Genomic DNA, 26,837 nt, shown 5'->3' on the forward strand with positions numbered 1-26,837 from the left:
AACTCTGAGCAGCTAAATTACATTAGCTTACCAAAGCTATCGCTTAAGGGTGTTTGTTTAGAAGCTAAACGCGCTCTTCCTGCGGCTGCCCATTCTTGGAGTTTTTGGATTTGCTCTACAGCTGTACGGGCAAGGGGGATAATTTGACTAGCAGCTTCTAAAACATCGTCAGTAGTAAAATCACGGTTTTGGCTAAATCCAATGTGCATCGCTTCAATTAAAGTTTGCTCGATTTCTGCCCCTGAAAAATCCGGTGTTTCATATGCTAATCGGTTAATGTCATAATTTTTCAGATTATGGGGGCGCAATCGGGATAAATGTACGTTAAAAATGGCTTTTCTTTCGTCTTGGGTAGGTAAACCGACAAAGAAAATTTCATCAAATCTACCTTTGCGGAGCATCTCCGGTGGTAAGGCTTGGATATCATTGGCGGTAGCCACCACAAATACAGGTGAGGTTTTTTCGGCTAGCCAGGTAATAAATGTACCAAAGACACGGCTAGTTGTGCCGGCATCACCTTTACTACCCAACCCAGAAAAAGCTTTATCTATTTCATCAATCCACAACACACAAGGGGCGAGGGCTTCCGCGACTTGAATCATTTGGCGAGTGCGAGATTCTGACTCACCTACCAACCCAGCAAACAAACGTCCGACATCTAGCCGCAGTAGGGGTAAATGCCAGTGATGAGCGATCGCTTTAGCCGTTAATGATTTGCCAGTTCCCTGAATCCCTACCAATAATAAACCCCTGGGATGGGGTAAACCATATTGACGCGCTCGTTCAGTAAATGAGCCTCCCCGCCGCAATAGCCAATCTTTGAGGTTATCTAGTCCCCCAATATCAGAAATTTGCTCAGTGGCGGGGTAAAAGTCGAGGATTTGGGTTTGGCGGATAGTTTGGCGTTTTTCCTCCAAAACTAAATCTACGTCCTCTGGTTGTAATTCTCCGTGGGTAGCGATCGCTTTTGCTAAAACCCGTCGAATCCTCTCCATTGAAAGTCCCTGGCAAGAACGCACTAAATCATCTAAAACTTTGCCAGATAGGGAGTTACCCGTAGCTTGCAGTAAACGTTCTACCTCGGTTTTAATTTCCGGGGCTACTGGTAAAGGAAACTCCACAACCGTTAAAATTTCTGTTAAATCATCAGGAATCGCAATCCGTGGTGATAGTAAAACAATATTTTTCGGTTGAGACTTGAGGAGTCGCGCTAAGTTGCGGAGTTTGCGCGCGATCGCTACATCATCTAAAAACCGATGATAGTCTCGTAAAATTAACACGGCTGGGGCTGAAGCTGGCAGTTTTTCAATAAATTCTAAAGCTTGCAGAGGGTTACGCCGCCCAAATCCCTGATCATTCGGGTTTCCCTGGTAGCCATCGACAAAATCCCAAGTGTATACAGGACGATTTCCTTGATTTGTCGCTTCTTCTCGAATCGCTGTTTCTACCCGTTCCTCTTCATAGGTGGGAATATAAATTAATGGGTAGCGAGCGCGTAGCAGCAGTTTAAACTCTTCACGAAAGTTCATATATTGCCATCAGTCGTTAGTTGCTCTTGAAGGTTAATCAACAGTAGCCAAAAAGCTAACAATCACTCAATTTTCTTCACTTTCCTGGACAAGCCACGAATTATGCCTCTCTTGAGTCCAATTTTTTCTGTAAAATCCTGATGGTCAGCTATCATTTATCTTTCAATATCTGGTAATAGGCCATATCATATGCGAATGTTACTAGGATTTAAAATACAACTCAAGCTCAACAATCAGCAACGCACAGACTTGCTAAAACACTGTGGTCAAGAGCGTGTTTTCAAGTGTGGACAGTGTGGTTTTGAATGTGATAGAGATTTGAATGCGGCAATTAATTTGAGGCACTGCGTTACTTTGGTTGCCAAAGTTGTCGCCAGTGGTGTGAGGATGGTGGTCAGTTCGACCGTGACAGCTTGTGGACTAGATAGTGCCGACACTTCTAGAGTGAAGCAAGAAGTATTTGTTAGCCAATGTTACTAAATATGGAGCGGCTCAAGTAGATTAAAAATATGGCTAGAGCAATTGAGCGAATTGAACGGGATATTGCCGTATTGCAAGAAGCGATTCAAGCGATCGCCAAAGAACTCCAAAGTGCTTATGCTAGTTATTTAGCCGCCTTGGGTCAAGCACTCAGGAAACAATTAATTTTGGCAAGTTATCACCTATGTACCCAAGGCTATCCCGAGAACTTTCTCAAGTTATCATTAACTCAGCGACAAAAATTACAGCAAAATCTCCGCAACTTGGGTCAACAAGCAGCACAAATATTACTCTCTCATTTGATGACTGAGGAAGATGTAGAACTAACTACCACTTCCGGCACAATTGCCGATGCAGAAGCAACAGAGAGCGTGGAGGAAACAGAAAACCCAGAAGTTACATCTAACACATCATCATCTCTTGAACCATCTGATAATGTTGTCGGTGAGACTCATATTGTTGATATTTCTCACCCGATAGTATTAGCTAGATGGCAACAGCATTTAGAAACACAAATCCAACATACACTTAGAAAAGTTTCCCATGAAGCGAATTTGAGTTTACAAACAGCTGGAATTTTACCGCAAAAATTACCAGAACCAATTTTAGAAGCCGCAGCCGTCGCTTCAGAAGCTTCAGCCGAGATGATGCCAGGGCCACCTAACATCTTAAACTTAGTCATTCAAATTGAAGATGAACAAGATGCAGAAGAACCAAGTTTAACTCAAATTATGACTGTGAATTTACGCTTAGGAGAAATAGAATTTGCTGACTCCACACTTGCTACAAGTCGCAAGCAAATTCGTGACATTTTAGGGCAACTGAATAAACTAGGAAGGGAGTATCAAAAAAAGCAAAGGGAACGCTCTATTGCTGAAGCTGAGGCGGCATGGCGTGCTAGTTGGTATGAAGACTGAAAGCGGGAGGCAGGGGGCAGGGGGCAGGGGGCAGGGGGCAGGGAGCAGGGGGAGACAAGGGAGACAAGGGAGACAAGGGAGACAAGGGAGACAAGGTAGGCAGGGGAGCAGAGGCAGAAAAACTCTTGAATTTTGAATGAACGAGCAACTAGATTGGATACGGTTACATAAAGCCTTGACAGTGGAAGCTGAACACGGTTTTACAGATTTGGTGGGTAGACAGTACCGCTTCAGTGAATTTCTCAGTCTCACATTTGGGAAATTCCCTACGAGTTTACCACCAACTGAACGCCGTCGTTGGCAAGAACTGGCGGGGCAGTTTGCTAATTATCCTCATCTGGAACTGCAACAGCGTCAACATTTAGTAGCTCAAACCCGGCAATATCTTTACCAACTGCAAAAAGGGGAGGGGGAGCAGGGAGCAGGGGAGCAGGGGGGCAGGGGAGCAGGGGAGCAGGGGAGAGGTTATAAAGCAAAAGTTCCTAATTCTGCGCCTGTGGTAGCGGAAGTTAATCGGAGATTAGCACCGAAAATTGACCAAAAACTGAGCGATTTACCAGAAATAGGCTTTCGGAAAGCTGATAAATTGGCGGCTTTGGGTGTGTATACTGTACGTGATTTACTGTATTACTATCCCCGTGATCATATTGACTATGCGCGTCAGGTAAATATCCGGGAGTTAGAAGCCGGGGAAACGGTGACAATTGTGGCGACAGTTAAGCGGTGTAACTGCTTTACTAGTCCCAAAAATCAAAAGTTATCGATTTTAGAATTAGTCCTCAAAGATAATACAGGACAAATTAAAGTTAATCGCTTTTCTGCTGGGGCGCGGTTTACTAGTCGGGGTTGGCAAGAAAGTTTAAAACGACGCTACCCTGTGGGCAGTGTGGTAGCAGCTTGTGGGTTAGTTAAAGGTAGTAAATACGGCTTGACTTTAGATAACCCTGAGTTGGAAGTTTTGGCACATCCAGGGGATAAAATTGAATCGCTGACAATGGGGCGAGTAGTACCAATTTACGCTCTCACCGAGGGAGTAATGGCGAATATGGTACGACAGGCGGTAATTGCGGCTTTACCTGCGGCGGCGCAATTAAAAGATCCATTACCTAAAGGTTTGCGGGAAAAGTATGGTTTGATGGAATTAAAGGATGCGATCGCTAGCATCCATTTCCCTAACGATAGCGATAGTCTGCAAACTGCCCGTCGTCGTTTGGTATTTGATGAATTTTTCTATCTGCAACTGGGTTTACTACAACGTCAACAGCAAGCCAAAGCCATTCAAACCAGTGCTATTCTTGCACCTAAAGGTGAATTAATCGAAAAATTCTACCAAGTTCTACCATTTCAACTGACAGGCGCACAACAACGAGTCCTCAACGATATTCTCAACGACTTGCAAAAAACCACACCAATGAATCGACTAGTACAAGGTGATGTCGGTTCAGGTAAAACTGTTGTAGCCGTGGTAGCAATTTTAGCCGCCATTCAATCAGGTTATCAAGCTGCATTGATGGCCCCAACTGAAGTTTTAGCCGAGCAGCATTACCGGAAACTAGTTAGCTGGTTTAACTTGTTATATTTACCCGTGGAATTACTCACAGGTTCAACCAAAACTGCCAAACGGCGAGAAATTCATTCTCAGTTAACTACAGGTGAATTACCTTTATTGGTGGGAACTCACGCCTTAATTCAAGATACCGTCAACTTTCAGCGACTAGGGTTAGTGGTGATTGATGAACAGCATAGATTTGGGGTGAAACAACGGGCGTTATTACAACAAAAAGGCGAACAACCCCATGTATTAACTATGACTGCTACCCCCATTCCCCGCACCTTGGCACTAACTATACATGGGGATTTGGATGTGAGCCAAATTGATGAGTTACCACCGGGACGACAAGCAATTCAAACTACAGCCTTAATTAGTCAGCAACGCAGTTTTGCTTATGACTTGATGCGGCGGGAAATTGCTCAAGGTAGACAAGTGTATGTAGTCTTGCCTTTAGTGGAAGAATCAGAGAAACTAGATTTGCGATCGGCTGTGGAAGAACATCAAAAGCTGCAAGAAAGCGTGTTTCCAGAGTTTCAAGTCGGGTTGCTGCATGGACGGATGAGTTCTGCCGAAAAAGACGAAGCTATTACTAAATTTCGGGATAATAAAACGCAGATTTTAGTTTCTACTACTGTGGTAGAAGTTGGTGTAGATGTACCTAATGCTACAGTAATGCTCATTGAAAATGCCGAGCGTTTTGGTTTGTCTCAACTACACCAATTGCGGGGCAGAGTCGGAAGGGGTGCGGCAAAATCTTACTGTTTATTGATGAGTAGTTCTAGAAGTCCTGATGCTCAACAAAGATTAAAAGTTTTGGAACAGTCCCAAGATGGCTTTTTCATCTCGGAAATGGATATGCGGTTTCGGGGGCCGGGGGAAGTGTTAGGAACTCGCCAATCTGGTGTACCAGATTTTACCTTGGCTAGTTTAGTAGAAGATGAGGAAGTGTTAATATTAGCCAGGCAAGCGGCTGAGAAAGTGATAGAAATAGACGCAAGTTTAGAGCGTTGGCTGTTAATGAAAGCTGAGTTGAAATATCGTTATGAACGTTTGATGGGTGGGGCTATTTTAACTTGATTGGTTGTGAGTTGAGGTGAGATTTTAAACGCTAAGGGGCGCGGAGGTAAGCGCAAAGTTACGCAGAGAATTAGTTGTGATTTGATGGCGAGTTTGCAACTAAGTAAAAATCATGGCATGATAGTGAAATTGTGTGGAACAATCAAAATCTCGCACATTTTCCATCGAAACTTATGCTGTTAACCAAATTCCGAGCTAGGATTAGTGGTTAGCGGTGCTTTAATTCAATATCGAGTTCAATTTTTAAGATTTTATGGACAAAAGTCCAACAGACGGCAGTATTATCCTCCTCTGATCTGGTGAGTTTCTCCCAGGACGGGGGAGACTATAGGAGGTAGTATCATGCTCACACAGGATATTCGCAATTCGCTCATCGATATTGCTGATTTAAACCAGCTGAAATGGGATTTAAATCGGTTGCCACCTGTGGATGTGGGAGAATATATTGCACAATTACCGAAAAAACAACGTGCGATCGCTTTTCGTGTACTCAACAAAAATCAGGCAATTGATGTATTTGAATATCTACCTAAAGAAATTCAAGAAGAACTCATAAATTCTCTACAAGATACGCAAGTTGTGCAATTAGTAGAAGCTATGAGTCCTGACGAACGGGCAGAATTATTTGATGAATTGCCGGCTTTAGTAATTAAACGGCTATTACAGGAACTCAGTCCTGAACAACGGCAAGCCACAGCGACGATTCTCGGTTATCCTGAAGGGACAGCCGGGCGCATCATGACTACAGAATATGTGCGCTTACGGGAAGGTTTGACTGTCGGTGAAGCTTTAAGTAAAATTCGCCGTCAAGATGAAGACAAGGAAACTATTTACTATGCTTACGTCACCGACGATAATCGGAAACTAGGGCGGGTGGTGTCACTACGACAGTTATTGTTTACCTTCCCTGATGTATTGATTCGAGATATAGCTAGCGATCGCGTTATCAAGGTAAGAACTGATACACTCCAAGAAGAAGTCGCTCAAGTCATGAAACGCTATGACTTAATCGCTGTGCCTGTGGTAGACAGAGAGGATCGGTTAGTCGGTATTGTGACAATTGATGATGTCGTGGATGTTTTAGAAGCAGAAGCAACAGAAGACTTCCAAAGATTGGCAGGTGGTAGCGGTGATGAAGAAGCCTTATCCCCCGCTTTAACTACCATTCGCAAGCGTTTACCGTGGTTATTGGGGATTATGGCATTGTACATTGGTGCAGCCAGTGCGATCGCGCCTTTTCAATCGGTGATTGCAGCTGTGCCGGTCTTAGCTGTGATTATGCCCATATTCTCCAACACCGGTGGCACAGTCGGTATTCAAGCCCTCACAGTTACTATTCGGGGTTTAGGGATAGGAGAAGTCACACCCAAAGATACAATTAAGATTCTGCGGAAAGAAATTTTCGCAGGCTTAGGTACAGCCGTAGTTTTAGCCTGTACGATGTTTGCCCTATCTTTAATTTGGGCTAGACCCCAGGAAAGATGGGTAGCTTTAATTGCCGGCATAGTCATGGCAACGAATACAATGGTAGCCGTGACATTGGGAACTCTCCTACCAATGGTTTTAAAACGCCTGAAACTAGATCCCGCCCTGATGAGTGGCCCCTTAGTCACCACTATGTTAGATACAATTGGATTCTTAACTTTCCTCACCATGATTTCGGTAGCGTTGAAAGTTTTTAATTTACCTAGTTGAAGTACGGGTGTGGGGGTGTAAGGGTGTAAGGGTGTAAGGGTGTGGGGGTGTAGGGGAGACAAGGGAGACAAGGTAGACAAGGGAGACAAGGTAGACAAGGGAGACAAGGTAGAGAATAACTCATGCCCCCTGCCCCCTGCCCCCTGCCCTCTGCCCTATGTTCTCCTGAATTTTGAATTTTGAATTTTGAATTTTGAATTTTGAATTGATATGCCCACATCTACTTGGAATCGTCGTCACGTCCTGTCTTTAGCTGATTTTTCGGGTGCTGAATACGATACTGTTCTCAAAACGGCTGCTAGTTTTAGCGAGGTATTGTCACGGCGAACGAAGAAAGTACCGACTTTGCAGGGACAGGTGGTGGCGAATTTATTTTTTGAACCATCTACCCGTACTCGCAGTAGTTTTGAAATCGCTGCTAAACGTTTGAGTGCAGATACCCTTAACTTTGCCGCCGCTACTTCTTCCATGACGAAGGGCGAGACAATTCTTGACACAGCGAAGACTTATTTGGCGATGGGAACTGATATTATGGTGATTCGCCATAAAGAAGCCGGAGTACCAAATGCGATCGCTGATGAAATGGATCGTTTAGGTGTGAAAGTTAGTGTTCTCAATGCTGGTGATGGACAACATGAACATCCTTCCCAAGCACTGCTAGATTTATTTACGATTTGTAGTCTGATTGACGCAGAAAATCCCCGTCTGGAATTACTTCAAGATAAGAAAATCGCTATTGTGGGGGATATTCTGCATTCGCGTGTTGCCCGTTCTAATATTTGGAGTTTAATTGCTAGTGGCGCGGAAGTACATCTAGCTGCACCACCGACTTTATTACCGAAATTCTTTGCTGAATATATCTATGCAGAAGGAATAAATGTACCTCCAGGTAAATTATTTATTCATTGGCAATTAGAACCAGCTTTAGAAAATGCGGATTTTGTGATGACGTTGCGTTTACAAAAAGAACGCATGACTGCCCATTTATTGCCGAGTTTGCGAGAATATCATCAGTTATTTGGCATTACTCGCGCCAAATTACAGCTATGTCAGCCTCATGTGAAAGTATTACATCCGGGGCCAGTAAATCGCGGTGTGGAAATCAGTTCTGATTTAATGGATGATCCAGAATTTAGCTTGATTCAATCTCAAGTAACAAGCGGTGTAGCTGTGCGGATGGCGTTGTTATATTTATTGGGTAGTGGGAAAACGTGATATTGGGCATTGGGCATTGGGCATTTTCTTTTTCTCCCCTGCTCCCTGCCCCCTGCCCCCTTGCCTCCTCAGGAATCATCAGCTTTGATTTTACCGATTTCTTTGACCCAACGACGGCGATCGCAATGCTCTAAATTGAGAATATCTGCTAAACTCCAGTGAAAATGATAGGCAATGCAGGCTACCTCCTCATCTAGCAGTTCTGAGGGGTAGCCAACTATTCCCCCGCTAAAGCTAACTCCACTTGAAACTGGCTTTGACATTGAGGACACTGCACGGGAATATAAGCATCACCTTGTTGATTAATGCGATTATAAAACTCTCTTAAATAAGCTAAATCTTTAGAAAAAAGATTCTCTAATAAATCAGGAGTAATTTCTGTTAAATTGCCTAATTTTGTGATCACTCTAGATAACATCACAATTACAGCATAACTGGAATTGTCTTGAGCAGCACGATTCTTCTGCACCATAATTTCATCTTTAGCAGTAGCCAGACGCATCACACCATGACGATGTAAATTACCCTCTGTATCTAACAAACCTCTAGGTAAAATAAAGTTAAATTCTGTACAAAATGTATCTTGATTATTCATAAATTTAAATGATAGAACTACTATTTCATGGCTGACATTACAAAAATCATACAATTCGGAAGCTAGACACTGTATAGTTTGTAAAAAAATATAGTGTTTGGGTTTTTGGGTATTTTTCTGGGAATCCTAGTAAACAAGCAATATTCACCATAAAAAATTGCTTGTTCCAGCAGTACCAAAATTTTACAGGAATTTTATGCCTAAACATTTACCTAAAGGTCGCAGTGCAAATTCAGTGGCTTTACAACCAGAAGTTGCGATCGCTATTATCGGATTATTCTCCGCCGCAGCTGATGGTGAAGGTATTACCTCAGATGAAGAATACGCCTTAAGTGAAATGCTTGGCTGTATAGGTCAATTTGAAGATTACTCTGATGAGGATTTTGAAGAATTAGGCGAAGAAATAGCTTCTCTGATAGAAGAAGAAGATCCCGAAGAACTCATAGCCCAAGCAATTAATTCCTTACCAAATAAAAGTTATCGAGAAGCTGCTTACATCACAGCTATTTTAGTAGTAGGTCTTGATGAAGAAGTACCTGAAAGTGAACAAGATTATATATCTGAACTTCAGGAAGCCTTGAAGATTTCCGATGAACGCGCCCAAGAACTCATAGATGAAATCTTTGGGGAGGAGGAAGAAGACGACGAAGACGAAGAAGACGACGAAGATTAAATTTTCCCTTGGGTACTGCAATATTAAATTTATTTCTATTTCCCAGTACCCAATTTCTATTCTTCTGGTAATTCATTAATCTGACGATAAAACTGTTGCAAATAGCTTAAATCACAAGCAAAAAAATTTTCTACTACCGCAGGTGTCACTTCATCTAATGCCCCTAAACGAATAATGACACGAGATAAAATAATCACGGTAGCATAAGCAGGATTAGTTTTAACACGAGGATCACGTAATGGTACAATTTCATCAATAGCTCTAGATAAACGCATTACTCCCGTGCGGTGTAAATTCCCATCTTCATCAAGATAACCTTTAGGTAAAGTAAATTCAAACTCAGTTTGTAACATTCATCAATCTCATGCTTTATTAATTAATAGCACGATATTATAGCCTTTTCTAACCTACTAAGATACAGAAGACTTCACTAATCAAATTAAGCAACCCTCCGCGTAACTCCGCGCTTAACCCTGCGTCCCTCTGCGTTTCAAAACACCCAATTAATATTTATAACTCTTAATTACTCTCATATTTTTATGCTGTTACCTTAACTCGTTTTAATTCTTCGACTACCATTTCTATCTCTTCAATTTCATGTTCGCTACCATCAGCTTTAACATCAGAAATTGTATAACTAGTAGGCCAAGCATTTTTAAACTCTAGTCTAAACTTTTCCTCCGCCGCTTGGTTATAAATTACTAAAGAACCATCCCGCCTTTCATCACCCCACTTACCTTCTTTAATAGCCTCTAGCCAATTCCACATAGTCATGGAAATAGTTAACCCACGGCGTAGAATTATATTGGAATAAGTAATATTCCCAGGGACTTTACTACGAACAATTCGCCCATTCGCATTACCAGTTTTACCCCAAGTCAGAGGCGTAACTTCTGAAATTTCTATAACTTCCTGAGTAGTTTTAAAACCTTGGCATTCCATAAAATAGCCATCAATAGGTTCTTGGCTACCAGTCAGCTTTAATTCTAAATAAAAGCGGCTATTAGTAAGGATTTCTGGAAATTCTGCCATCATGAATTACCTTTTATTTGTTCGTAGTAAGGACTTTAGTCCTCAAAAAAGAGAGGACTAAAGTCCTTACTACAAACTTAGATTTACTTTTTGCGTTCAAAATAAGTGAAACCTACGGTAACTGTTTCTGTGAGTAAATCACTAGCACCGGCAGTCAAATCACTTGTTCCGTAACTAGTAGGAAACACATCTGTAAATTCGTACTGAACTTTCTCTTGCTCACCATCATAAATAGAAAGTTTGCCTAATTTACGATTTTTACGTCCCTCAGATTTACCTCCTGAAAGAGCTTCCGCATGGCATTTGTTATACCAATCAAGCAATTGTTTAGAGTCAGCAGTTGCAACACATTCAATAGTAATCTCTGAACATTCTACACCACCGATGGTAGCTTGTGTTTGAGTTTTACCATCTTTGGTGACACCAATAGGTGCTTCCCCACCAGCAACTACCATTTTCATTTGCATCCCACTAATTTTTTGAATCAAAATTTCAGTGAGTCCGTCGGCTTCCCAGTAAAACTTGGCGTTAGAAATAAACTCTGCCATAAATTAAATCTCCCAAAATGATTTCAGAATGGCTTGTATGAATTAGCTAGATTTCAGATTCAAATCTATTTCATTCTGTTAATGTTTTCACAGGTTAATGTATAAGTTTCTTCGATATAGTCGTTACCGTTTACATCTAAATCACCAATTTTATATTCAGAAGGCCAAGCTTCTTTTAAATCCCAACGTAATACTTCATTACCATCAGTGTCATAGGCAACTATAGAGCCTGTTTTTTTACTTTCTGCCCATTTACCTTCACCTTTTTCAGCTTTAGGCATACACTTTTTAAACCAATCATACATTTTTTTGCTAGTGCTATCACTATCACCACTCATCAAGGTTGAAACTTCAATTTTGAATAGCCCTTCAAAACCAGCAGAGTTAATTTGTCGAATAGTAACGCCACCTTTAGTAGACATTAAAGGTTTATCTTGACCTTTAACTTTAGCTTCAAATTTGACACCACCGACTTTGGTAAAAGCCATATCGGTCATGCTGTCAATTTCAAAGTAAAAGTTACTGGCGGCTATTGGTTTTAATTCAGGCATAGTGACAACTCCTTAAATGAGCAACAGGATTTGTTTTTGTATGGTTTTTATTAGTATTTGGTAAGGTGCGTTAGCCTGCGGCTTAACACACCCTACAAATTATCAATTCTTCAAAATTCATTAATATATCCAAACTTAAAAACAATATATTTTTCTTAATTTTGAATTTTGAATTTTGAATTTTGAATTGATATTACTGGTTAGGAGACCATTGGCTAAAGCGGAAGATAACAAACTCCGCCGGACGCACAGGACAGACACCAACTTCGATGTACAAACGCCCTAACATCATGGTTTCATGGGTGTTGATGCTAGAGTCACATTTGACATAGAAAGCTTCTGCGGCTGTTGCACCAAATAAAGCACCTTCGCGCCAGAGTCTTTCTAAGAAGTTGCTGACGGTACGGGTGACGCGCGCCCAGAGGTCTTGGTCATTTGGTTCAAATACTACCCACTGTGTACCTAATTCTACTGACTTCTCAATGTAGCTCATCAAGCGGCGGACGCTGATGTAACGCCATTGCACGTTGTCTGGTTCGACCAAGGTACGCGCGCCCCAAATTCTGATACCTCGGTTCGGGAAGGTACGGATACAGTTGATACCCAAGGGGTTGAGTAATTCTTGTTCGCGGAGGTTGGTTTCGTAGGCTAAACCGATAACACCTCTGGGTGTGTCGTTGGCTGGTGCTTTATATACGCCGCGTGTTTCATCAGTGCGACACCACACCCCTAGCATATGACCACCGGGGGGAATGAGAATAGGTCTACCACCGTTACGGGGGTTGGGGACTTTAATCCAAGGATAGTAGAGAGCGGCAAATTGCGATCGCCTGTTAAATGCACTCAACCACTGGGCAATATGCTGGGGTTTGACTTGGGTGGGAGAAACAGCATCACCACCACCTTTGCAGGGGGGAGGATCTAACACTACCATCCGGTTAGGGGCTGTGTTTTCGCACAGGCTGACCATTGTTTCCATGATGCCATGCACTTGGTCTAGATCCAAAATGCCGTCTTGATAAACGCGCATCAAGTCAGGACAGGCAATCATGGTTACTTCGTCAATTTCAAAGATACCTTGCATCCCGGTGCGATCGTCTCTGACACCTTGCACATCACGGGGGAAGCGGTCTGGTGTGGAAACTACAGGGGGGGGACTGACTTCATACGCACCATTGGCTGGACGACGAGAGAGGGGTTGTCCTGGGGTTTCTAAATCTACGGCGGTAACAAATTGTGACTCTTCTAAAGCTGTCACCGCATAAGTACCTACCTCTGTTGCGACTTCGGGGTTCATGGAGAGGTGGTCATATTCCTCTAGCACTTCCCCGTTGCGGCTAATGGTGACTTTGAAAAATTCCCCTGTATTTAAAGGTGGTTCGGCGGCAGGGTCAGATGGTGGAATTGGTTCGGTTTCACTAATGGTGACATTTAATCTACCACCATCATCATCACTATCATCACCTTCGGCTGATTTGAGTGCTAATTGTAACGAAGGACGATTGCCAGTGGTGCGAATTTTCAAGGCTGTTTCATCAGCTGATGGTGCTTGTGAACCAGGTAGTTTTGTGCCGATGCTAACTACCCAACATCGTCCACCACCGTTCAAGAACCAACCATTAACAGCAAAGGGTAAGTAAGCATTAAAGTCTGTATAACCGTCAGAACCTTGTTTGGCAAAGTATTCTAAATACTCATTCCACGATGTCACCAACATCGGTTTAAACAATTCGGCATCACCGCGTATATCTTCGGTGAAGCCGATAAATCCTGCAATATTGGTACTCACACCCTCAATGGGACGACTACCTCGATCTACTTCTTCGACGTAGACCCCAGGGGCAAAGTAATCTAATCTAGGCATATGGGATCATTTTCCTGTAGTTGCTCAATAACAGTTTTTTGGCCAATTCTCGAAAATTCAGTAATTACTATCTGAATTGTGAATTTTGAATTGGTATTAGTCCTCTCTATGGAATTGCTCAATTGTGTTTGAGTAAAATCTCCTCATCGTTATGAGTTAAAGGATCGCTTTGCAGATTAATGGGAATTGTCAACGTCACATACAAAGCTGGACGTAATGGCACACCCAACGCACTCCACAAAGCCGCAGCATCAATGGGATTAATGGCACAAACGGTCATCGATAATTCACCGTGTCCGCGTAATGCCGGAGCTAGCAACTCCTCTTGCAAGCAATCGTGATGCAAAAGTAGTATTAAAGCCTCAGACAGCAAGCGTTGTTCCCCTAAACTGGTACAGTCCCAAGCACTCAATAAAAAAGACACATCAAACCACCGAGGCGGCGGTAGAGGTTGTTTTCCCTGTTTGTTAGGTTGCTCTATGTAAAGGTTTTCCTGAATGTTGTAACAATACAAATTCAGTCTGGGGTTGAGATTTTGGCATATACCAGGGTGGCTAAAATCAATTTGCTCTGTAGTCAGCAGAGAAATTCCACCAGCTAAGATTTCTGCTAAAGTTTGGGTAGCAGCTGGAATCATAAGACACAACAGCAGGGTTTCTGAGAATGCCCCCAAATGCCTCAAATTACTTTGATGATTGTATTTAATGTCACCAAAATTAATGTGTGGTTGTTGGGATGTACTTACCAGAGTCCCTGATGCAGACAAGACAAAGGTGCAACTTTGCTATCTACAACTAGGGGAAGTTTAGTGCTTGCAGCACAAAATAAACCTGAGAATGAGGCCGATTGGTTGATTGACAGTTTTGGGACTAAATGTTTATAGCTTAGAGATCGAATCCTGGAGAAGTTATTAGACTTTGGTCGAGATTCTAAATAATTGTTTTAAATTGAGGAAATCTCATACCTGTGGAGTAAGCTAAATTTTGTCAGTAGTTATACAGATCATTAGCACTATTTCTAGTACAGGCAGAGAATATCTGCAATTTAGTCAAGTCTGCAATGTTGCTTGCTATTCCACCGGAGAATAAAAGATGAAGGTTGTGACTGAAAAATCCACTGCTCCGACAACTCTACCTTCGTCCATCCACACTCTAGCTGATAATTTATCGGTAGTTGATGTTAAGAATTTTTGCCAACTGATTGGGCAGCAGTTAGCAACTTTACTACCCACTAGGGCTGTATGGACTTTATATCAAAATTTAGATACGGGAAAGCGGGAATTTGTAGAGTATTATGCTGCTATCCAGGATAGTAGTCTGACATCTAGCCAGTCTGAAATTTTCTCTTATCTGCAACAAGAAAAATGGTTATTAAATGATTTATCTTTTCTTAAAATAACTCAACTAAACTTAGTCAAGGAATGTCAAGTGTATGTTTGTTGTGTAGGGGAAAAGAAGGCGATCGCTCCAGAATATATCTTAATCTGTACCGGGGAATTACTGACAAATCAACAGCAACAAGCCTTTTTAGATAACGCTCAGATTTTGAGTCAATATTTAGCCATGTATAGAGAGCGATCGCATCATTTAACGCAAATTAATACTTTATCTCAAGCCTGTGGCAAAATCGAACATCAATTACGAAATCCTTTAGCATTAATTAATCTTTATGCAGAAAATTTGCGTTTAGCCTTGCCACATGATCAATCTTTACAAGCACAGGCTTTATTGATTCGGCAAACAGTGGATGAATTAAGTACTAAATTAACAGACTTACTATATTACGGACAGCGAGCCAAACTAAACATTCAGTCACATAATCTGCAAACAATTGTTGCTGAATGTATCAAATCTTTAGAACCCAGTATCAAAGAAAAAAATATTACCATATGCTACCCCAATCAGGCATTAAATATAGAAGTTGATCGCTGGCAGATGAAACAGGTATTTGATAACTTATTGGGCAATGCCATTTATTTTAGTCCCCTTGGGGGAATAGTTAGCTGCGATTGGCATATTTATAGAAATGAAATATTAGTAGAAATTTGCGATCGCGGTTCAGGAATTTCCGAAACCGACTTGAAGCAAATATTTAAACCCTATTATTCTCGGCGAGTAGGAGGTACAGGATTAGGATTAGCGATCGCCCAAAAAATCATCCTAGATCACAAAGGTCAACTTTGGGCAGAAAATCTCCCCAAAGGCGGCGCGCAATTCTCTTTTACTCTACCGAGATAGGGCATGGGGCATATCAATTCAAAATTCAAAATTCAAAATTCAAGAGTTTATCTTCCCCCTGCTCCCCTGCTCCCCTGCCCCCTGCCCCCTGCCCCCTGCCCCCATTCCCCACTACAATTATGAAACCTAAAAAAGAACCCATTTCCATTTTACTTGTCGATGATGAACCTAATTTTCGTCAAGGAATCCGCACCTTATTAAACTTTTATAACAACAATAGTTATTTAGGCTTTAACGTAGTTGGTGAAGCGGCTTCTGTAGAGCAAGCTGTGAAATTAACTACTGAACAACACCCCACTTTAATTTTATTAGATTTAGAATTACCTCCAGAAGATGGAATTACTGCTTTAGTACGGTTAGCAGAAATATCTTATAACGGCAAAGTGCTAATATTATCAGCACACCAACAAGATGAATGGGTCTTTAAAGCCATGCAAGCAGGTGCTTGGGGTTATGTTTTTAAAGATAAATTAGCTACCCAATTATGCGAAGCAATTAATACGGTAATTGACAATAAAGTATATCTACCTCCAGAAGTAGCAACCGCCTTTTTTCGTCTTTTTCATTACTATACTGGACAGTCTTTAGTTGCCAGTGCCAGTATTCATCTAACTGAAAGAGAACAGGAGGTACTCAACTGGTTAGTTCAAGGAGCATCTAATGAACAAATAGCCTCTCATTTGTATATTACAGTTGCCACCGTCAAAGCTCACTTAACAGCCATATTTGACAAATTAAGTGTTACTAGTCGTACCCAAGCTATTGTCAAAGCTTTAAAGTTAGGTTTAGTTTGTCCTTAAACACCTCATAGAACGAATGGGGGGACAGGTAGGAGTTCGTTCAAAACGTGGTTATGGTAGTAATTTTATTGTGAAATTACTAGCATTAGGAGTATGAATTATGACTGCACATATTTTACTTGTAGAAGATGAAGTTAAACTAGCACGATTTGTAGAATTAGAACTGAGTAGCGAAGGTTACAAAGTAAGTGTAGCCCATGATGGTATTAGTGGTTTGACCCTAGCACGGGAGTTATCCCTAGATTTAGCCATTTTAGATTGGATGTTACCAGGATTAACAGGGTTAGAACTGTGTCGCCGCTTGCGCGCTACCGGCAACAAAATCCCAGTGATCTTATTGACTGCCAAAGATGAAGTGAGCGATCGCGTGGCAGGATTAGATGCAGGAGCAGATGATTATGTAGTTAAACCTTTCAGCATAGAAGAACTACTAGCCAGAATCCGCGCTCATCTGCGCCGCACTCAAGAAACAGAAGATGACTTATTGCAGTTTGCAGACTTGAGTTTAAATCGTCGTACCCGTGAAGTATTTCGTGGTAAACGAGCAATTGAGTTAACAGCAAAAGAATTTGATTTATTAGAATATCTGCTTTCCCATCCCCGGCAAGTTTTTACTAGAGATCAAATTCTAGAGAAAATTTGGGGTTATGATTTTATGGGTGACTCTAATATTATTGAGGTTTATGTTCGTTATTTGCGCCTCAAATTGGAAGAAAATAACGAAAAACGCTTAGTGCAAACAGTGCGTGGTGTCGGGTATGCACTGCGAGAGTAGTTCTAAAAATTTTCAATTAATCCCACAGGAACGCAGATACTACAATCACACTCTGCGTTACTTTGCGCTTAACTTAGCGTTCCTCTGCGTTAAACAATAGCTTAAGTGTTTTGAGTATTGTGGGAGTTACTAACTCTTAAGTGATGCAGTCTTAAAACTTGGCTAATAAATTTAAGAAAATTAACCAGATATTTTTCATCATTTTCTCAGTAATCATTTAGATTTGCTTCTGATACTGCATTCCTGGTAGCTGTGCAACTAAACCCATCAATTCCAACTGTAATAAAGCACTGGAAACTAAACTAGTATTCATCCCGGTTTTCTGCACCAATAAATCAAAAGATATTGTCTCCAAGGCAATTGCATCCATGACTTGTTGCAGTTCTGGTGACAATACTGGTAAACTCAATTGTTCTGGGGCTGGTGATGTGTCAACGGTGTCAATTTGTGGTATTGCTCCCAGCATTTTGAGTAATTCATCTAATTCTTTGCAAATTAAAGATGCTCCTTGGGTGATTAATTTTAAACAGCCTTGAGATGGATAATCATCAACTCTGCCGGGGAGTGCATAGACATCTCTACCAAAATCATTGGCGTAGGTGGCTGTAATTAAAGCACCAGATTTTAGCGGTGCTTCTATAACTAATATGGCGCGACTTAAACCGGCAATAATTCGATTACGGCGGGGAAAGTGAGTGCGGTCTGGTGGAGTTTTACTAGGATATTCACTCACAACTAATCCCATCGTTAAAATTTGTCTGTATAAGTCTTGATTTTTGTGAGGATAAATCACATCTACACCAGTACCAACAACAGCGATAGTGCGTCCTCCAGCTTTCATGGCTGCACTATGACTTTCGGTGTCAATTCCCTCAGCCATCCCAGAAACTACCGTAAAGCCATTTTTCGCCAAAGCTGTACTAATTTTGCGAGTCCAACGAATACCATAATCAGAAGGCTTTCTAGTACCAACAATTCCCACTAGGGGTTTTTGTCCCAAATTTTCTGATAATTCTACTTCACCGCGATAATACAAAATTGCTGGTGGGCTATGGGTTTCTAGCAGCAAGCGGGGATATTCAGCATCGGCTGGTGTCCAGAAAAGAGGATTTTCTTGTTGGTGTTGAGTAAGTAATTGTTGGGGATTGAGATGCGATCGCTGTTGTACCACTTTTGTCAATGTTTGTAAACCAAAACCCTCAACTGCCGCCAATTGAGCTTTATTAGCATTCCATGCTGTCGCCAAACTACCAAAATGCTGCTGTAGTCGTTGCAGCAGCACCGGGCCAATTCCCGAAATTTGCGCCCACGCCAGCCAATATGCTCGTTCTTCTAACACTTCTATCTCCTCCCAGCCAGTCAGTTAATTATGCCCACTCCCCACTCCTAATTCCCTACTGTCCTAACAAATAGCTAAAATACGCGATGTGCAACTTATTTTTCAAACCCCTCTCCATAGAGCGAAGCTCTTCTCGTAGAGTACCTCCGAACAGCAACTGTAGAGACGTTGCATGCAACGTCTCTACTTTGATTCTTGCTCCCCTTCCCACTCCTTCGGAGAAGCAAGCTATGTAGGGAAGGGGTTGGGGGTTAGGTTTGAGAGAAAGTTGCACACGGCGTTAAAATCAAAATGTTTAGTAATTTGAGCTTAAGTTGTGGCTACTGTATCCTGTCCCCACTGTCAGCAAGTAATTGATAGTCAAGCTTTAACTTGTCCCTATTGTCGGACAACACTCAAAGCCTACGGACACCCCGGTATTACTCTCCACCGCGCCAAGAAAAATGAATATTTATGTGATAGTTGCACCTATCATAGTGATGATACTTGCAACTTTCCTCAACGTCCCTACGCTAAAGACTGTACCCTTTACCAAAATATTGCTGAAAGGCAATCTCAGTTAGAACAGCAGTATACTGCTACTAGTTTTACCGCAACTCTCAATAACTGGATCAAACGCCATCAGGCTATTTTACTATTACTGGGTTTATTGTTGATTTGCTTACTAATTGCCATCAAGTGACGTACTCCACACACTCCCCAATCGCGGGTGAGTGTGGGCTTCTCAACGACTCCTCTATGAGGACATTGATTGAGCTTTGAGGGCGTGCGTCCCACGCGCCTTTATGTTTATAGCCGCATTCAAATCCCTGCACAAACTGGTATGACAAACAGGACAATTGTGCATTCTTTGAGATAAAGACTTTTTGACTTTGTGACCGCAGTTAGAACACTCTTGGCTAGTACCGTTTGGATTTACAGCTATTACTTTTAAACCAGCATTTTCGGCTTTGTTTGAAAGTATTGTGATAAACTGCCCCCATCCAGCATCATTTATACTTTTTGCCAATCTTGTTTTAGCAAGTCCTTCAATATTCAACTTTTCAACAGCTACCACGTCGTATTTAGTTAGAAGTGATTTAGCTGTTTTGAAGTGAAAATCTTTTCTAGTATCAGCAACCTTTTTATGTTGTTTACTCAGTTTTTTGATAGCTTTTTGACGACGATTAGAACCTTTTTTACGCCTAGAAACCCTACGCTGTGCTGACTTTAATCTACGTTCAGCTTTGCGTAAATGCTTTGGTGCAGCGATTCTAGAACCATCAGAAGCAACATAAAAATCAATTAAGCCAACATCAATACCAACGATATTGTCAGGATTGAAATCAAGTTTAACAGTTGGCACTGTTTTATCATCAAGACTCAGTGTCACATAGTAACCATCAGCTTTTCTGGTAACAGATACAGTTTTAATATCAAAACCATCAGGTATTGGACGATGAACAATTACCTTGATATCACCAATCTTTGAAAGCGTAATTTTGTTATTAGCAAAATGGTGTCGCTTAAATTGGGTATAAGTGAAAGTTTTGTATTGACCTTTACCCTTAAATCTAGGTCTACCAGATTTTTTCCCATTAACATCGCCTTTCAACCATCTGTCAAAAGCCAATTCAACTTTTTTAGGAACTTCCTGCAACACTTGAGAGTGAATATCTTTGTACCAAGGTCTATCAACTTTCAATTGAACCAAAGAAGCTTTTTGATTGTAGTAGTTAGGTTGTTCCTTTAATTCTGGTAAGTGATACATTAACGGGCATCTATCAACAGGACAACGATTCATTTCATACCAGTCAAACCTTTGATCAAGCAAATAATTATACTGACAGCGCAGCATTTCCAAAGTTTTATCTATTTTCTCTGCTTGTTCTTTAGTTGGTTTGATTTTGTACTGGTGTGAAGTTTTCATTGTTTTATCCTTGTTTTCGACCTGTATTTAGGATAGCATTAACGTAAAGACGTTGTGTAGGCAACATGAAAAATAAAGCATTAAATTTAAGAATATCTGAACGCAGATTAAATAAATTAAGATTATATGCAAGTCAAAATGATAAAACTATGACTCATGTAATTGAAGATTTCATTGACTCGCTTAAAGTCAAAAATGGCGATTCCGCACTTCGTGCCGCTTCGCTAACATCGACCCACCATTCATCCCACACCTCAGCAAGCTGTAGGTGTGGGGCTTCTGTCGGTTCAAGCTAAATTATTTTCGCTATCATCCTAGTATAATCCCCAGCGTAGGCACAAAAGCACAGAAATTTTTATGGCTGAAACTACAGTTAGTATTGTAATTACGAATTACGAATTACGAATTATTAGTGGTTTATGAATACAAAAACTGACGCAACAATTGAAGATTTGTACAGTTTACCTGACAATTGTAAAGCAGAAATTGTCAATGGAAAATTGTTACTGATGTCTCCAACTGGATTTTTACCGGGGCGTGCTGGGGGTGAAATTTATGCTAGTCTGCGTAGTTATGAACGATTGAATAAAAATGGTTATGCTTTGCCTGATAATGTGGGTTTTTTGGTGAATCTTCCTCATCGTCGTTCGTTGAGTCCTGATGCTGCGTTCTATACTGGTAAACCTACTGGTGGAAAGTTTCTGAATGGTGCGCCTGTATTTGCTGCTGAGGTGAGAAGTGAAAATGATTATGGGGAGAAAGCCGAGGAAGATATGGCAAATAAGCGGCGTGATTATTTTGCCGCCGGCACTTTGGTAGTTTGGGATGTGGATGTACTCAAAGAGGAAGTGATTAGAGTATACCGTGGTAGTAATCCTGAACAACCCCAAGTTTATCGCCGTGGAGAGATAGCAGAAGCTGAACCCGCAGTACCAGGATGGTTATTTGAAGTGAATGACTTATTTTTTTAAGATGAGGAAGTTCCAGAAAATAAATTCACGAATGATTTTGACTGGAAGTGAGTTAGGTGAGCGATCGCTCTTTTTATTTAGTATAGAATGATGCTTATGAGTAGCCCAAGCTAGGCATTACTTCTATTTTCTGGTTAATATAGCTACAAACCGATTATCAATATCATGGCTGCAAATAGAATCAGGGTTGCTAAAGATAAAGCAGAATTAGTGAAATCATTACTTGCATCAAAAGACACAACTGGACTTTTTCAAACTTATGTAGAAGTCATGGTATTTGCCGCCGCTTTGGGCGCAAAGCATAGAAAAAGAGTTCCTCTAGAAGTAATTTCTAAAGATTTATCTCCATTACGACAGGAATACTTTACTAGTAGCTTTGCGATGTTGATTAATTTGTTATCTGTCACAGAAACAAAAGATATTCAAGTTCTCGGTGATGATGAAATAGCTGACGAGCAACGCATACATATTTTTGAAGAGTATGCTAATGGTGGACTAGAAATCATACAAAAGGAACTTCGTGGAGCGGTAGACTATTCAGAGCGACTTCTCTTAATTTTAAGTTCTGAAAGATTTAATATTGATGAACAAGAAGAGGAATTTGATTTAAGTAAATTCCTCTCATAATTTGATAGATAGTTTCTTCCTAAAAAATACAATTTTGAAGTCGCTAATTTTTCAATCTGCGTCTATATCATCATCAAATGTTTCCTTGGCTAATAACTGATGATATGATTCTGGTAAGCCAGCCGCTAGTACAGCAGAAAATCTGTCACGAACTAAGTTTTCTTTTTTCTGATTGCTCATCTTTTCGTGATCTCTGCCATAAAATGCGGCTGTATCAAAACCTTTATATAATGTTTTGTGAGCATCTGTACAACCTGGCCACTGAGCTTTATTAGTATCTGCACCAAAAAAATTTAATAGTTTACGCCTGGATACAATTACAGAACCATTTGCAATATCAATTTCTATTTTACGAGAGCCAAAATACCACAAGCATAATAGTGAAAATATTCTATCTTCTACTGCTTTTGCAACCTTGATTTTGTCGTTTCCAGGGTTGATGGCTACAAATGTCCACAATCGGAAGGCGTAACCAGGTAACTCAGTGTCTACTCTAAGAGTACCTTTATCATACAACCTCTCTAAAAACTTTAATACATCATCTATAGTACCTAAGTTTTTATCTTCTCCTTTATAATTAAATTCCACCATTTTGCCCAAACGTACTATTGCTTTCTGAAATATAGTTTTGAAAGCCCATTGATTTTCTTTCATACTAGCGATCGCCGTTTGATGTGTCAGGATCTCTCTGCTATGCCAATCACTATCTCTAGCAATTTCCTGTTCACGGATAATGCCCTTATGTTTGCTAGTTTGAGCTTGGAACTTACCAAAAGTTCCTTCTATCAAATTATGTTCACGAGCATACTGGAGAAGATTACGATATGGCTTGAACTCAAGCAGTAGTTTTAATAACCAAGGGCGAAAGTTCACTTTAAAACCTTCTATTGCAGAACCAAGATAATTTTCTGGTATTCGTGCAAATGGTGTTACAGGTTCTCCATCTTCATCACAGTAGTCTTCTACATAATACTCTTCCAGAGAACGCCCTTCACACTGAACTTTTTGATCATTAATTCCAAGGGCAGAGTCAATACTGTTAATAAAATCTAATACTTGTTTCTTTTCCATTGGATCGCGCGGCAGTTTAAGATCCAATGCTGCCGACACTAACAAATCTAAATGAACCAAAGAGTTTAAATAATAAGAACTATCAAATCTATTTGAGTCGTCTTGCCAACGCACTAAAGAAAGAGGAAGTTTATCTTTGCCATCTTCACCTGTACTTTCAGTTAATAAAGTCCTTACGCATTGCGCGCTAATACTTTTATCATCGAGAATAAGTTCTCTAGCTTTATCTACCGTCTTTGCATTTTTATTTAAATCTGTAAATAATTCACGAGCAATACCCCGAATTGAATAATCAGCTTCACTTTGAACATTCTGGAAACCTGCACGGTGATGAAGTAAAAGGAACAATATAGGAATTTTTGTTTGTTGTTCAAGTGTACGAAGAGTACCACCACGAAATTTTTGATCTTCTCGAAAAGTACGTAATGCCCAAAGGCGATGTTGCCCATCAACCGCTACTGCTAAAACTCTATCTTCATCCCAACGAAGTCGTGCAGAAATTCCAGCAGAAACAAATTGAACACCTCCAAAGTTGGCAACCTCTGATTTAACGTGCTTCCATTGCTCGTCATCTGGATCTGTCCCGTCCCAAGGAATAGGAGGAGGAGCTATATTTAAACTATCATCAAAAGTATCCTGAATCTTGCCGTCAGATCCTTTTGGCATCAACACAATTGTAATTGCATTAAAAAACTTTAACTTTTTTGGATCTAAAAGGTAGCCTTTAACAATATCATCCTCTACTCTCTTTTCATCAATTTCTCTTTGAAAAAGTTCTTTCAAAGACCATTTTGTGTCTAAAGAGGCTGGTATCTGTTCAGCTATCTTGAGTTCGTCAATAGCACGATTAATTTCAACCAATGATAGAAAATAAGGTAGTGCTATGCCTTCTGATAATGTATAAACACCAGTTAAACCATACAGAGGCTTGTTAAATCTTGCTTTGCCTTCATTATTTGAAAATATTAACATAAAGTTTTAACCATACCTAAGAGTAAATGATGGGAGAAATAGTCTAGATAATATATCTTCAACTAGTTTGTCTGAAGCTAGCTCAGAGTATTCACAATCTTCATCCAATCGATCATCATAATCGTTATCTTCTATGACATCATCTGAAATAATGTTGGAATTGCTAGATGAAGTGTGAATTATTAAAAGCCTACATCGATTGATTGTGTGTCCAGCACTAGCGAGTCGTTCACGTAAAATACTGCCTTCACTTAGATGACTACGAATGCGAGAATATAAATTATTGGCTTTCCCTATGTATAATGGCTGTTGAAATATCAGTGAATTGTTTAGAAGTGTAAAAATTAATTCTCGAAATGAAGAATCAGTTGCTAACTCTTTAAGTAAAAGTTCTTTAGAAAAGCAAGTTTCTGGTTCTAATTTTATCTTGTGTACTGGCGGAAGTCTTGTTTCTCTTGAAGATGAATGATCCTTGTACAATTCTTTCAGAATATAGTCAACAAAAAGTTCAGGCTCATTGAGAGCATTTGGATTAATCTCAAAACGACGATACCAAGCATACACACCACCAATATTGTTTGGGATGCGGCTCAGAATAGAAATATTGCCGCGCATCTGCGATAAATCGTATAATACAGCATTCTCACTGAACTGATGCACAGCACTATTGTCGTGTAACCATGCCACAAAGTAGACTCCCTTTATACATTACGCATCAGGGTAGCATAATAATCTCTTTAAAGGCGATAAAAAAGTAATTAATTGTAATTAAAGAACTTGTGGTAATCCTACTTCCTTTGGTTCTACCAACTGACCATCAAAACCTATCGTCTTATTTTCTACAGTTCTCCCGTTAGCTAAAGCTTTGCGAAGTCCTGCCACTTCCATCTGATCCTCAAGTCCACCCAGCATATAAACTAACAACTTAGCTGCTAAATCTCTACCAGAAACCTGCACGCGCTTTTTATTCGGGTCATATAAAACACCATACCAAAGAGACTGGGGATATTCCATACCAGTAAAGCCCCCTTGCTGGTCAAACTTCCGCAATTTCTTAAAAATGCTAGCTAGCGAAAAACCTTTTTTAAACACTAAAAATCCTAATGCTTGCGCTAAAGCAACTTGAGCTACAGGACGAAACAAAATATTGGCTTCCCCCCCACCCTTTTCAAAACTAAACCGCCTTAAAACAGGTGTATCTTCATGTTCTAAAATTTTCAAACTAGGTAGATTAGCCAAATTATCAAACAGTTTTTTAAAGTCCTCAATTCCCTGCTCAATTTCCTCATTTTCTGGACGCATGGGAATTAAACCTTTCTCAAATGGTTTCCAATGAGGGAACTTGTGAGCTAAGTATCTCTCGGACATATCTTGTAATGCTTGTAGCGTCGTCAAAACTGTAGAATTAGCTGCTACTGTTGCACTATTCCAATTAACACGAGGTTTACGATTTGGTTTTTGTTCTAAAAGGGGATGAGTAACCGCAATTTTTCGTGCCACAATTGCAAAACCATCATCTTCATTTAGCTGTGCTAACTGACCTTTGGTTAATGGCGCAGCCATCAAGTTAACATGAACAAAAACTGACCTTACCCTTCTTCTAGCTTCGGTGCGCGTCTCCCCTGCATTCACCGCACAAATAAATTCAATGCCAATTTTTTCCTTGGGTAAGCTTTGTAAATAAGCAGGGTCTACTTGATATTGGTCTGTTAAATCTGACAGGGTGATCAAACTATCATCAGCTGTTTTATCTTTCTTATATCGCTGGAGTTTACTAGTTTTAATTAACTCCATCAACCCTTGCACACCCATGAGGCGATGTTGACCATCTAAAGCATAAATGGTGACATGATCTTCAGAAATATTCAGTAAACCGACTTTACCGTCTTTATCTAAGGGGGTAAAGTCCGTTGTAGATTTTTTCGCACGTCCTTCACTATCCCACTCAGGTGCTTTCGGGTTATCTACCCAAGGCTGATTAATTACTACTAGCACTGGCGGAAACTTATGATTTTTTCTAGCCGCCAAATACTGGACTAAGGGTGCTTGGCGTGACCAGTCAAGGGGACGCTGTTGAATTTCATCGATACTATCTGCATCAATTTCAATATTGTCCGTCTCTGGATTGTATTTTTTTTGCAGTAGCGGTAAACCAGAGGCGAAGTGAACCCGACCAGCAAACCATTCTAAAGTGACAGAACCAATATAAGCCTCTGTTCCCCCCATTTCGGTCTTTTGGGCTAGAATATGGTCTTTTTTGTCTAAAAAATTACCTAAAATTAGAGATAATACTTGTTTTTCTTTATTTTCTCTTTCTAAATACTCTCTAGCAATATCAGTGGTAGGATCAGATGTACTATCTATCATGTTAATTTTTAAAAACTAAGTTAAGGTATGTAGCTATATTC

The 26,837-nt window shown here is 40.5% G+C and carries 28 protein-coding genes; 14 read left to right on the top strand and 14 right to left on the bottom strand.

The features are described 5' to 3' along the window. Positions 1-17 precede the first annotated feature (17 nt). Positions 18-1,529 carry an AAA family ATPase gene (locus tag ACPZ3T_RS00860; protein WP_490273106.1) on the bottom strand — a complete coding sequence of 504 codons (1,512 nt, stop codon included), beginning with the start codon at positions 1,527-1,529 and terminating at the stop codon, positions 18-20. Between the two features lie 189 nt (positions 1,530-1,718). On the opposite strand from ACPZ3T_RS00860, the gene ACPZ3T_RS00865 reads away from it, so the two are divergent. From ACPZ3T_RS00865 to ACPZ3T_RS00895, 7 genes are all read left to right on the top strand, one after another. Beyond that, a complete protein-coding gene (locus ACPZ3T_RS00865) occupies positions 1,719-2,009 on the top strand; it encodes a zinc ribbon domain-containing protein (RefSeq protein WP_490273107.1) in 291 nt (96 codons plus the stop codon). Between the two features lie 29 nt (positions 2,010-2,038). After that, positions 2,039-2,926 (top strand): hypothetical protein, encoded by an 888-nt coding sequence (locus ACPZ3T_RS00870; protein ID WP_490273108.1) that lies wholly within the window; start codon positions 2,039-2,041, stop codon positions 2,924-2,926. Continuing rightward, the gene (locus ACPZ3T_RS00875; RefSeq protein WP_490273109.1) at positions 2,916-3,062 is read left to right on the top strand and encodes a hypothetical protein; all 147 of its coding nucleotides are present in this window, start codon (positions 2,916-2,918) and stop codon (positions 3,060-3,062) included. The genes ACPZ3T_RS00870 and ACPZ3T_RS00875 overlap by 11 nt, the downstream gene beginning before the upstream one ends. After that, a complete protein-coding gene (recG, locus tag ACPZ3T_RS00880) occupies positions 3,063-5,555 on the top strand; it encodes an ATP-dependent DNA helicase RecG (RefSeq protein ID WP_490273110.1) in 2,493 nt (830 codons plus the stop codon). It begins immediately after the preceding gene. A 342-nt stretch (positions 5,556-5,897) separates the two neighbouring features. Beyond that, complete coding sequence (mgtE, locus tag ACPZ3T_RS00885) at positions 5,898-7,250, top strand: magnesium transporter (RefSeq protein ID WP_490273111.1); 1,353 nt, start codon at positions 5,898-5,900, stop codon at positions 7,248-7,250. 39 nt (positions 7,251-7,289) lie between these two features. Beyond that, positions 7,290-7,433 (top strand): histidine kinase, encoded by a 144-nt coding sequence (locus ACPZ3T_RS00890; RefSeq protein WP_490273112.1) that lies wholly within the window; start codon positions 7,290-7,292, stop codon positions 7,431-7,433. Positions 7,434-7,460: 27 nt separating this feature from the next. Beyond that, positions 7,461-8,465 carry an aspartate carbamoyltransferase catalytic subunit gene (locus ACPZ3T_RS00895; RefSeq protein WP_490273113.1) on the top strand — a complete coding sequence of 335 codons (1,005 nt, stop codon included), beginning with the start codon at positions 7,461-7,463 and terminating at the stop codon, positions 8,463-8,465. A 68-nt stretch (positions 8,466-8,533) separates the two neighbouring features. Here ACPZ3T_RS00895 and ACPZ3T_RS00900 read toward each other — a convergent pair whose 3' ends face one another. Together ACPZ3T_RS00900 and ACPZ3T_RS00905 are read right to left on the bottom strand one after the other, a co-directional pair. Next, positions 8,534-8,728 (bottom strand): DUF6760 family protein, encoded by a 195-nt coding sequence (locus ACPZ3T_RS00900; protein ID WP_490273114.1) that lies wholly within the window; start codon positions 8,726-8,728, stop codon positions 8,534-8,536. Continuing rightward, on the bottom strand, positions 8,683-9,060 hold the full coding sequence (locus tag ACPZ3T_RS00905; RefSeq protein WP_490273115.1) for a phage tail assembly protein: 378 nt from the start codon (positions 9,058-9,060) through the stop codon (positions 8,683-8,685). Before ACPZ3T_RS00905 ends, ACPZ3T_RS00900 begins: the two co-directional genes overlap by 46 nt. A 196-nt stretch (positions 9,061-9,256) precedes the next feature. On the opposite strand from ACPZ3T_RS00905, the gene ACPZ3T_RS00910 reads away from it, so the two are divergent. Then, complete coding sequence (locus ACPZ3T_RS00910) at positions 9,257-9,733, top strand: tellurite resistance TerB family protein (RefSeq protein ID WP_490273116.1); 477 nt, start codon at positions 9,257-9,259, stop codon at positions 9,731-9,733. 56 nt (positions 9,734-9,789) lie between these two features. Here the strand turns inward: ACPZ3T_RS00910 and ACPZ3T_RS00915 are convergent, their stop codons facing one another. The 6 genes from ACPZ3T_RS00915 to ACPZ3T_RS00940 all read right to left on the bottom strand — a co-directional run bounded on the left by ACPZ3T_RS00915 (position 9,790) and on the right by ACPZ3T_RS00940 (position 14,365). Further along, entirely contained in the window at positions 9,790-10,086 is a 297-nt protein-coding gene (locus ACPZ3T_RS00915) for a hypothetical protein (RefSeq protein WP_490273117.1), read from the bottom strand. 184 nt (positions 10,087-10,270) lie between these two features. After that, positions 10,271-10,768, bottom strand: a complete 498-nt coding sequence (locus tag ACPZ3T_RS00920; protein ID WP_490273118.1) for a phage tail protein — start codon at positions 10,766-10,768, stop codon at positions 10,271-10,273. Positions 10,769-10,848: 80 nt separating this feature from the next. Further along, entirely contained in the window at positions 10,849-11,313 is a 465-nt protein-coding gene (locus ACPZ3T_RS00925) for a phage tail protein (protein WP_490273119.1), read from the bottom strand. A gap of 65 nt (positions 11,314-11,378) precedes the next feature. Further along, complete coding sequence (locus ACPZ3T_RS00930) at positions 11,379-11,864, bottom strand: phage tail protein (RefSeq protein WP_490273120.1); 486 nt, start codon at positions 11,862-11,864, stop codon at positions 11,379-11,381. Between the two features lie 193 nt (positions 11,865-12,057). Then, positions 12,058-13,728, bottom strand: a complete 1,671-nt coding sequence (locus tag ACPZ3T_RS00935) for a phage tail sheath family protein (protein ID WP_490273121.1) — start codon at positions 13,726-13,728, stop codon at positions 12,058-12,060. Between the two features lie 118 nt (positions 13,729-13,846). After that, the gene (locus ACPZ3T_RS00940; protein ID WP_490273122.1) at positions 13,847-14,365 is read right to left on the bottom strand and encodes a Pvc16 family protein; all 519 of its coding nucleotides are present in this window, start codon (positions 14,363-14,365) and stop codon (positions 13,847-13,849) included. A gap of 454 nt (positions 14,366-14,819) precedes the next feature. Between ACPZ3T_RS00940 and ACPZ3T_RS00945 the strand changes: the two genes are divergently transcribed. From ACPZ3T_RS00945 to ACPZ3T_RS00955, 3 genes are all read left to right on the top strand, one after another. Continuing rightward, complete coding sequence (locus tag ACPZ3T_RS00945; RefSeq protein WP_490273123.1) at positions 14,820-15,965, top strand: sensor histidine kinase; 1,146 nt, start codon at positions 14,820-14,822, stop codon at positions 15,963-15,965. Positions 15,966-16,084: 119 nt separating this feature from the next. Continuing rightward, on the top strand, positions 16,085-16,765 hold the full coding sequence (locus tag ACPZ3T_RS00950; RefSeq protein WP_490273124.1) for a response regulator: 681 nt from the start codon (positions 16,085-16,087) through the stop codon (positions 16,763-16,765). A gap of 100 nt (positions 16,766-16,865) precedes the next feature. After that, positions 16,866-17,540, top strand: a complete 675-nt coding sequence (locus ACPZ3T_RS00955; RefSeq protein WP_490273125.1) for a response regulator transcription factor — start codon at positions 16,866-16,868, stop codon at positions 17,538-17,540. A gap of 217 nt (positions 17,541-17,757) precedes the next feature. On the opposite strand, the gene dprA is transcribed toward ACPZ3T_RS00955, so the two are convergent. Continuing rightward, on the bottom strand, positions 17,758-18,879 hold the full coding sequence (gene dprA / locus ACPZ3T_RS00960; protein WP_490273126.1) for a DNA-processing protein DprA: 1,122 nt from the start codon (positions 18,877-18,879) through the stop codon (positions 17,758-17,760). 316 nt (positions 18,880-19,195) lie between these two features. On the opposite strand from dprA, the gene ACPZ3T_RS00965 reads away from it, so the two are divergent. Further along, entirely contained in the window at positions 19,196-19,561 is a 366-nt protein-coding gene (locus tag ACPZ3T_RS00965; RefSeq protein ID WP_490273127.1) for a hypothetical protein, read from the top strand. Between the two features lie 54 nt (positions 19,562-19,615). Here ACPZ3T_RS00965 and ACPZ3T_RS00970 read toward each other — a convergent pair whose 3' ends face one another. Further along, positions 19,616-20,788, bottom strand: coding sequence for an RNA-guided endonuclease InsQ/TnpB family protein (locus ACPZ3T_RS00970; protein WP_490273128.1), 1,173 nt, complete (start codon positions 20,786-20,788; stop codon positions 19,616-19,618). A 419-nt stretch (positions 20,789-21,207) separates the two neighbouring features. Between ACPZ3T_RS00970 and ACPZ3T_RS00975 the strand changes: the two genes are divergently transcribed. Both ACPZ3T_RS00975 and ACPZ3T_RS00980 read left to right on the top strand, forming a co-directional pair. After that, entirely contained in the window at positions 21,208-21,759 is a 552-nt protein-coding gene (locus ACPZ3T_RS00975) for a Uma2 family endonuclease (protein ID WP_490273129.1), read from the top strand. 165 nt (positions 21,760-21,924) lie between these two features. Continuing rightward, positions 21,925-22,386 carry a DNA phosphorothioation-associated protein 4 gene (locus tag ACPZ3T_RS00980; RefSeq protein ID WP_490273130.1) on the top strand — a complete coding sequence of 154 codons (462 nt, stop codon included), beginning with the start codon at positions 21,925-21,927 and terminating at the stop codon, positions 22,384-22,386. A 51-nt stretch (positions 22,387-22,437) separates the two neighbouring features. On the opposite strand, the gene ACPZ3T_RS00985 is transcribed toward ACPZ3T_RS00980, so the two are convergent. The 3 genes from ACPZ3T_RS00985 to ACPZ3T_RS00995 form a co-directional block, all read right to left on the bottom strand. After that, positions 22,438-24,429 (bottom strand): ParB N-terminal domain-containing protein, encoded by a 1,992-nt coding sequence (locus ACPZ3T_RS00985; RefSeq protein WP_490273131.1) that lies wholly within the window; start codon positions 24,427-24,429, stop codon positions 22,438-22,440. Positions 24,430-24,435: 6 nt separating this feature from the next. After that, positions 24,436-25,116: a GIY-YIG nuclease family protein gene (locus tag ACPZ3T_RS00990; RefSeq protein WP_490273132.1), complete on the bottom strand. Its 681-nt coding sequence runs from the start codon at positions 25,114-25,116 to the stop codon at positions 24,436-24,438. An 81-nt stretch (positions 25,117-25,197) separates the two neighbouring features. Then, positions 25,198-26,796 (bottom strand): DGQHR domain-containing protein, encoded by a 1,599-nt coding sequence (locus tag ACPZ3T_RS00995; RefSeq protein ID WP_490273133.1) that lies wholly within the window; start codon positions 26,794-26,796, stop codon positions 25,198-25,200. Positions 26,797-26,837: the final 41 nt, after the last annotated feature.

The organism is Aliinostoc maniaoense, from assembly GCF_058172895.1.

Bases quoted from the DNA above. Each gene is read 5' to 3' on its own strand.
- ACPZ3T_RS00975 (WP_490273129.1), top strand. From the start codon at position 21,208: ATGAATACAAAAACTGACGCAACAATTGAAGATTTGTACAGTTTACCT.
- ACPZ3T_RS00950 (WP_490273124.1), top strand. From the start codon at position 16,085: ATGAAACCTAAAAAAGAACCCATTTCCATTTTACTTGTCGATGATGAA.
- mgtE (WP_490273111.1), top strand. From the start codon at position 5,898: ATGCTCACACAGGATATTCGCAATTCGCTCATCGATATTGCTGATTTA.
- ACPZ3T_RS00930 (WP_490273120.1), bottom strand. From the start codon at position 11,864: ATGCCTGAATTAAAACCAATAGCCGCCAGTAACTTTTACTTTGAAATT.
- ACPZ3T_RS00945 (WP_490273123.1), top strand. From the start codon at position 14,820: ATGAAGGTTGTGACTGAAAAATCCACTGCTCCGACAACTCTACCTTCG.
- ACPZ3T_RS00925 (WP_490273119.1), bottom strand. From the start codon at position 11,313: ATGGCAGAGTTTATTTCTAACGCCAAGTTTTACTGGGAAGCCGACGGA.
- ACPZ3T_RS00915 (WP_490273117.1), bottom strand. From the start codon at position 10,086: ATGTTACAAACTGAGTTTGAATTTACTTTACCTAAAGGTTATCTTGAT.
- ACPZ3T_RS00940 (WP_490273122.1), bottom strand. From the start codon at position 14,365: ATGATTCCAGCTGCTACCCAAACTTTAGCAGAAATCTTAGCTGGTGGA.
- ACPZ3T_RS00865 (WP_490273107.1), top strand. From the start codon at position 1,719: ATGCGAATGTTACTAGGATTTAAAATACAACTCAAGCTCAACAATCAG.
- ACPZ3T_RS00980 (WP_490273130.1), top strand. From the start codon at position 21,925: ATGGCTGCAAATAGAATCAGGGTTGCTAAAGATAAAGCAGAATTAGTG.
- ACPZ3T_RS00920 (WP_490273118.1), bottom strand. From the start codon at position 10,768: ATGATGGCAGAATTTCCAGAAATCCTTACTAATAGCCGCTTTTATTTA.
- ACPZ3T_RS00995 (WP_490273133.1), bottom strand. From the start codon at position 26,796: ATGATAGATAGTACATCTGATCCTACCACTGATATTGCTAGAGAGTAT.
- ACPZ3T_RS00875 (WP_490273109.1), top strand. From the start codon at position 2,916: ATGAAGACTGAAAGCGGGAGGCAGGGGGCAGGGGGCAGGGGGCAGGGG.
- ACPZ3T_RS00910 (WP_490273116.1), top strand. From the start codon at position 9,257: ATGCCTAAACATTTACCTAAAGGTCGCAGTGCAAATTCAGTGGCTTTA.
- ACPZ3T_RS00935 (WP_490273121.1), bottom strand. From the start codon at position 13,728: ATGCCTAGATTAGATTACTTTGCCCCTGGGGTCTACGTCGAAGAAGTA.
- ACPZ3T_RS00870 (WP_490273108.1), top strand. From the start codon at position 2,039: ATGGCTAGAGCAATTGAGCGAATTGAACGGGATATTGCCGTATTGCAA.
- ACPZ3T_RS00895 (WP_490273113.1), top strand. From the start codon at position 7,461: ATGCCCACATCTACTTGGAATCGTCGTCACGTCCTGTCTTTAGCTGAT.
- ACPZ3T_RS00955 (WP_490273125.1), top strand. From the start codon at position 16,866: ATGACTGCACATATTTTACTTGTAGAAGATGAAGTTAAACTAGCACGA.
- ACPZ3T_RS00860 (WP_490273106.1), bottom strand. From the start codon at position 1,529: ATGAACTTTCGTGAAGAGTTTAAACTGCTGCTACGCGCTCGCTACCCA.
- ACPZ3T_RS00900 (WP_490273114.1), bottom strand. From the start codon at position 8,728: ATGTCAAAGCCAGTTTCAAGTGGAGTTAGCTTTAGCGGGGGAATAGTT.
- ACPZ3T_RS00985 (WP_490273131.1), bottom strand. From the start codon at position 24,429: ATGTTAATATTTTCAAATAATGAAGGCAAAGCAAGATTTAACAAGCCT.
- ACPZ3T_RS00905 (WP_490273115.1), bottom strand. From the start codon at position 9,060: ATGAATAATCAAGATACATTTTGTACAGAATTTAACTTTATTTTACCT.
- recG (WP_490273110.1), top strand. From the start codon at position 3,063: ATGAACGAGCAACTAGATTGGATACGGTTACATAAAGCCTTGACAGTG.
- ACPZ3T_RS00970 (WP_490273128.1), bottom strand. From the start codon at position 20,788: ATGAAAACTTCACACCAGTACAAAATCAAACCAACTAAAGAACAAGCA.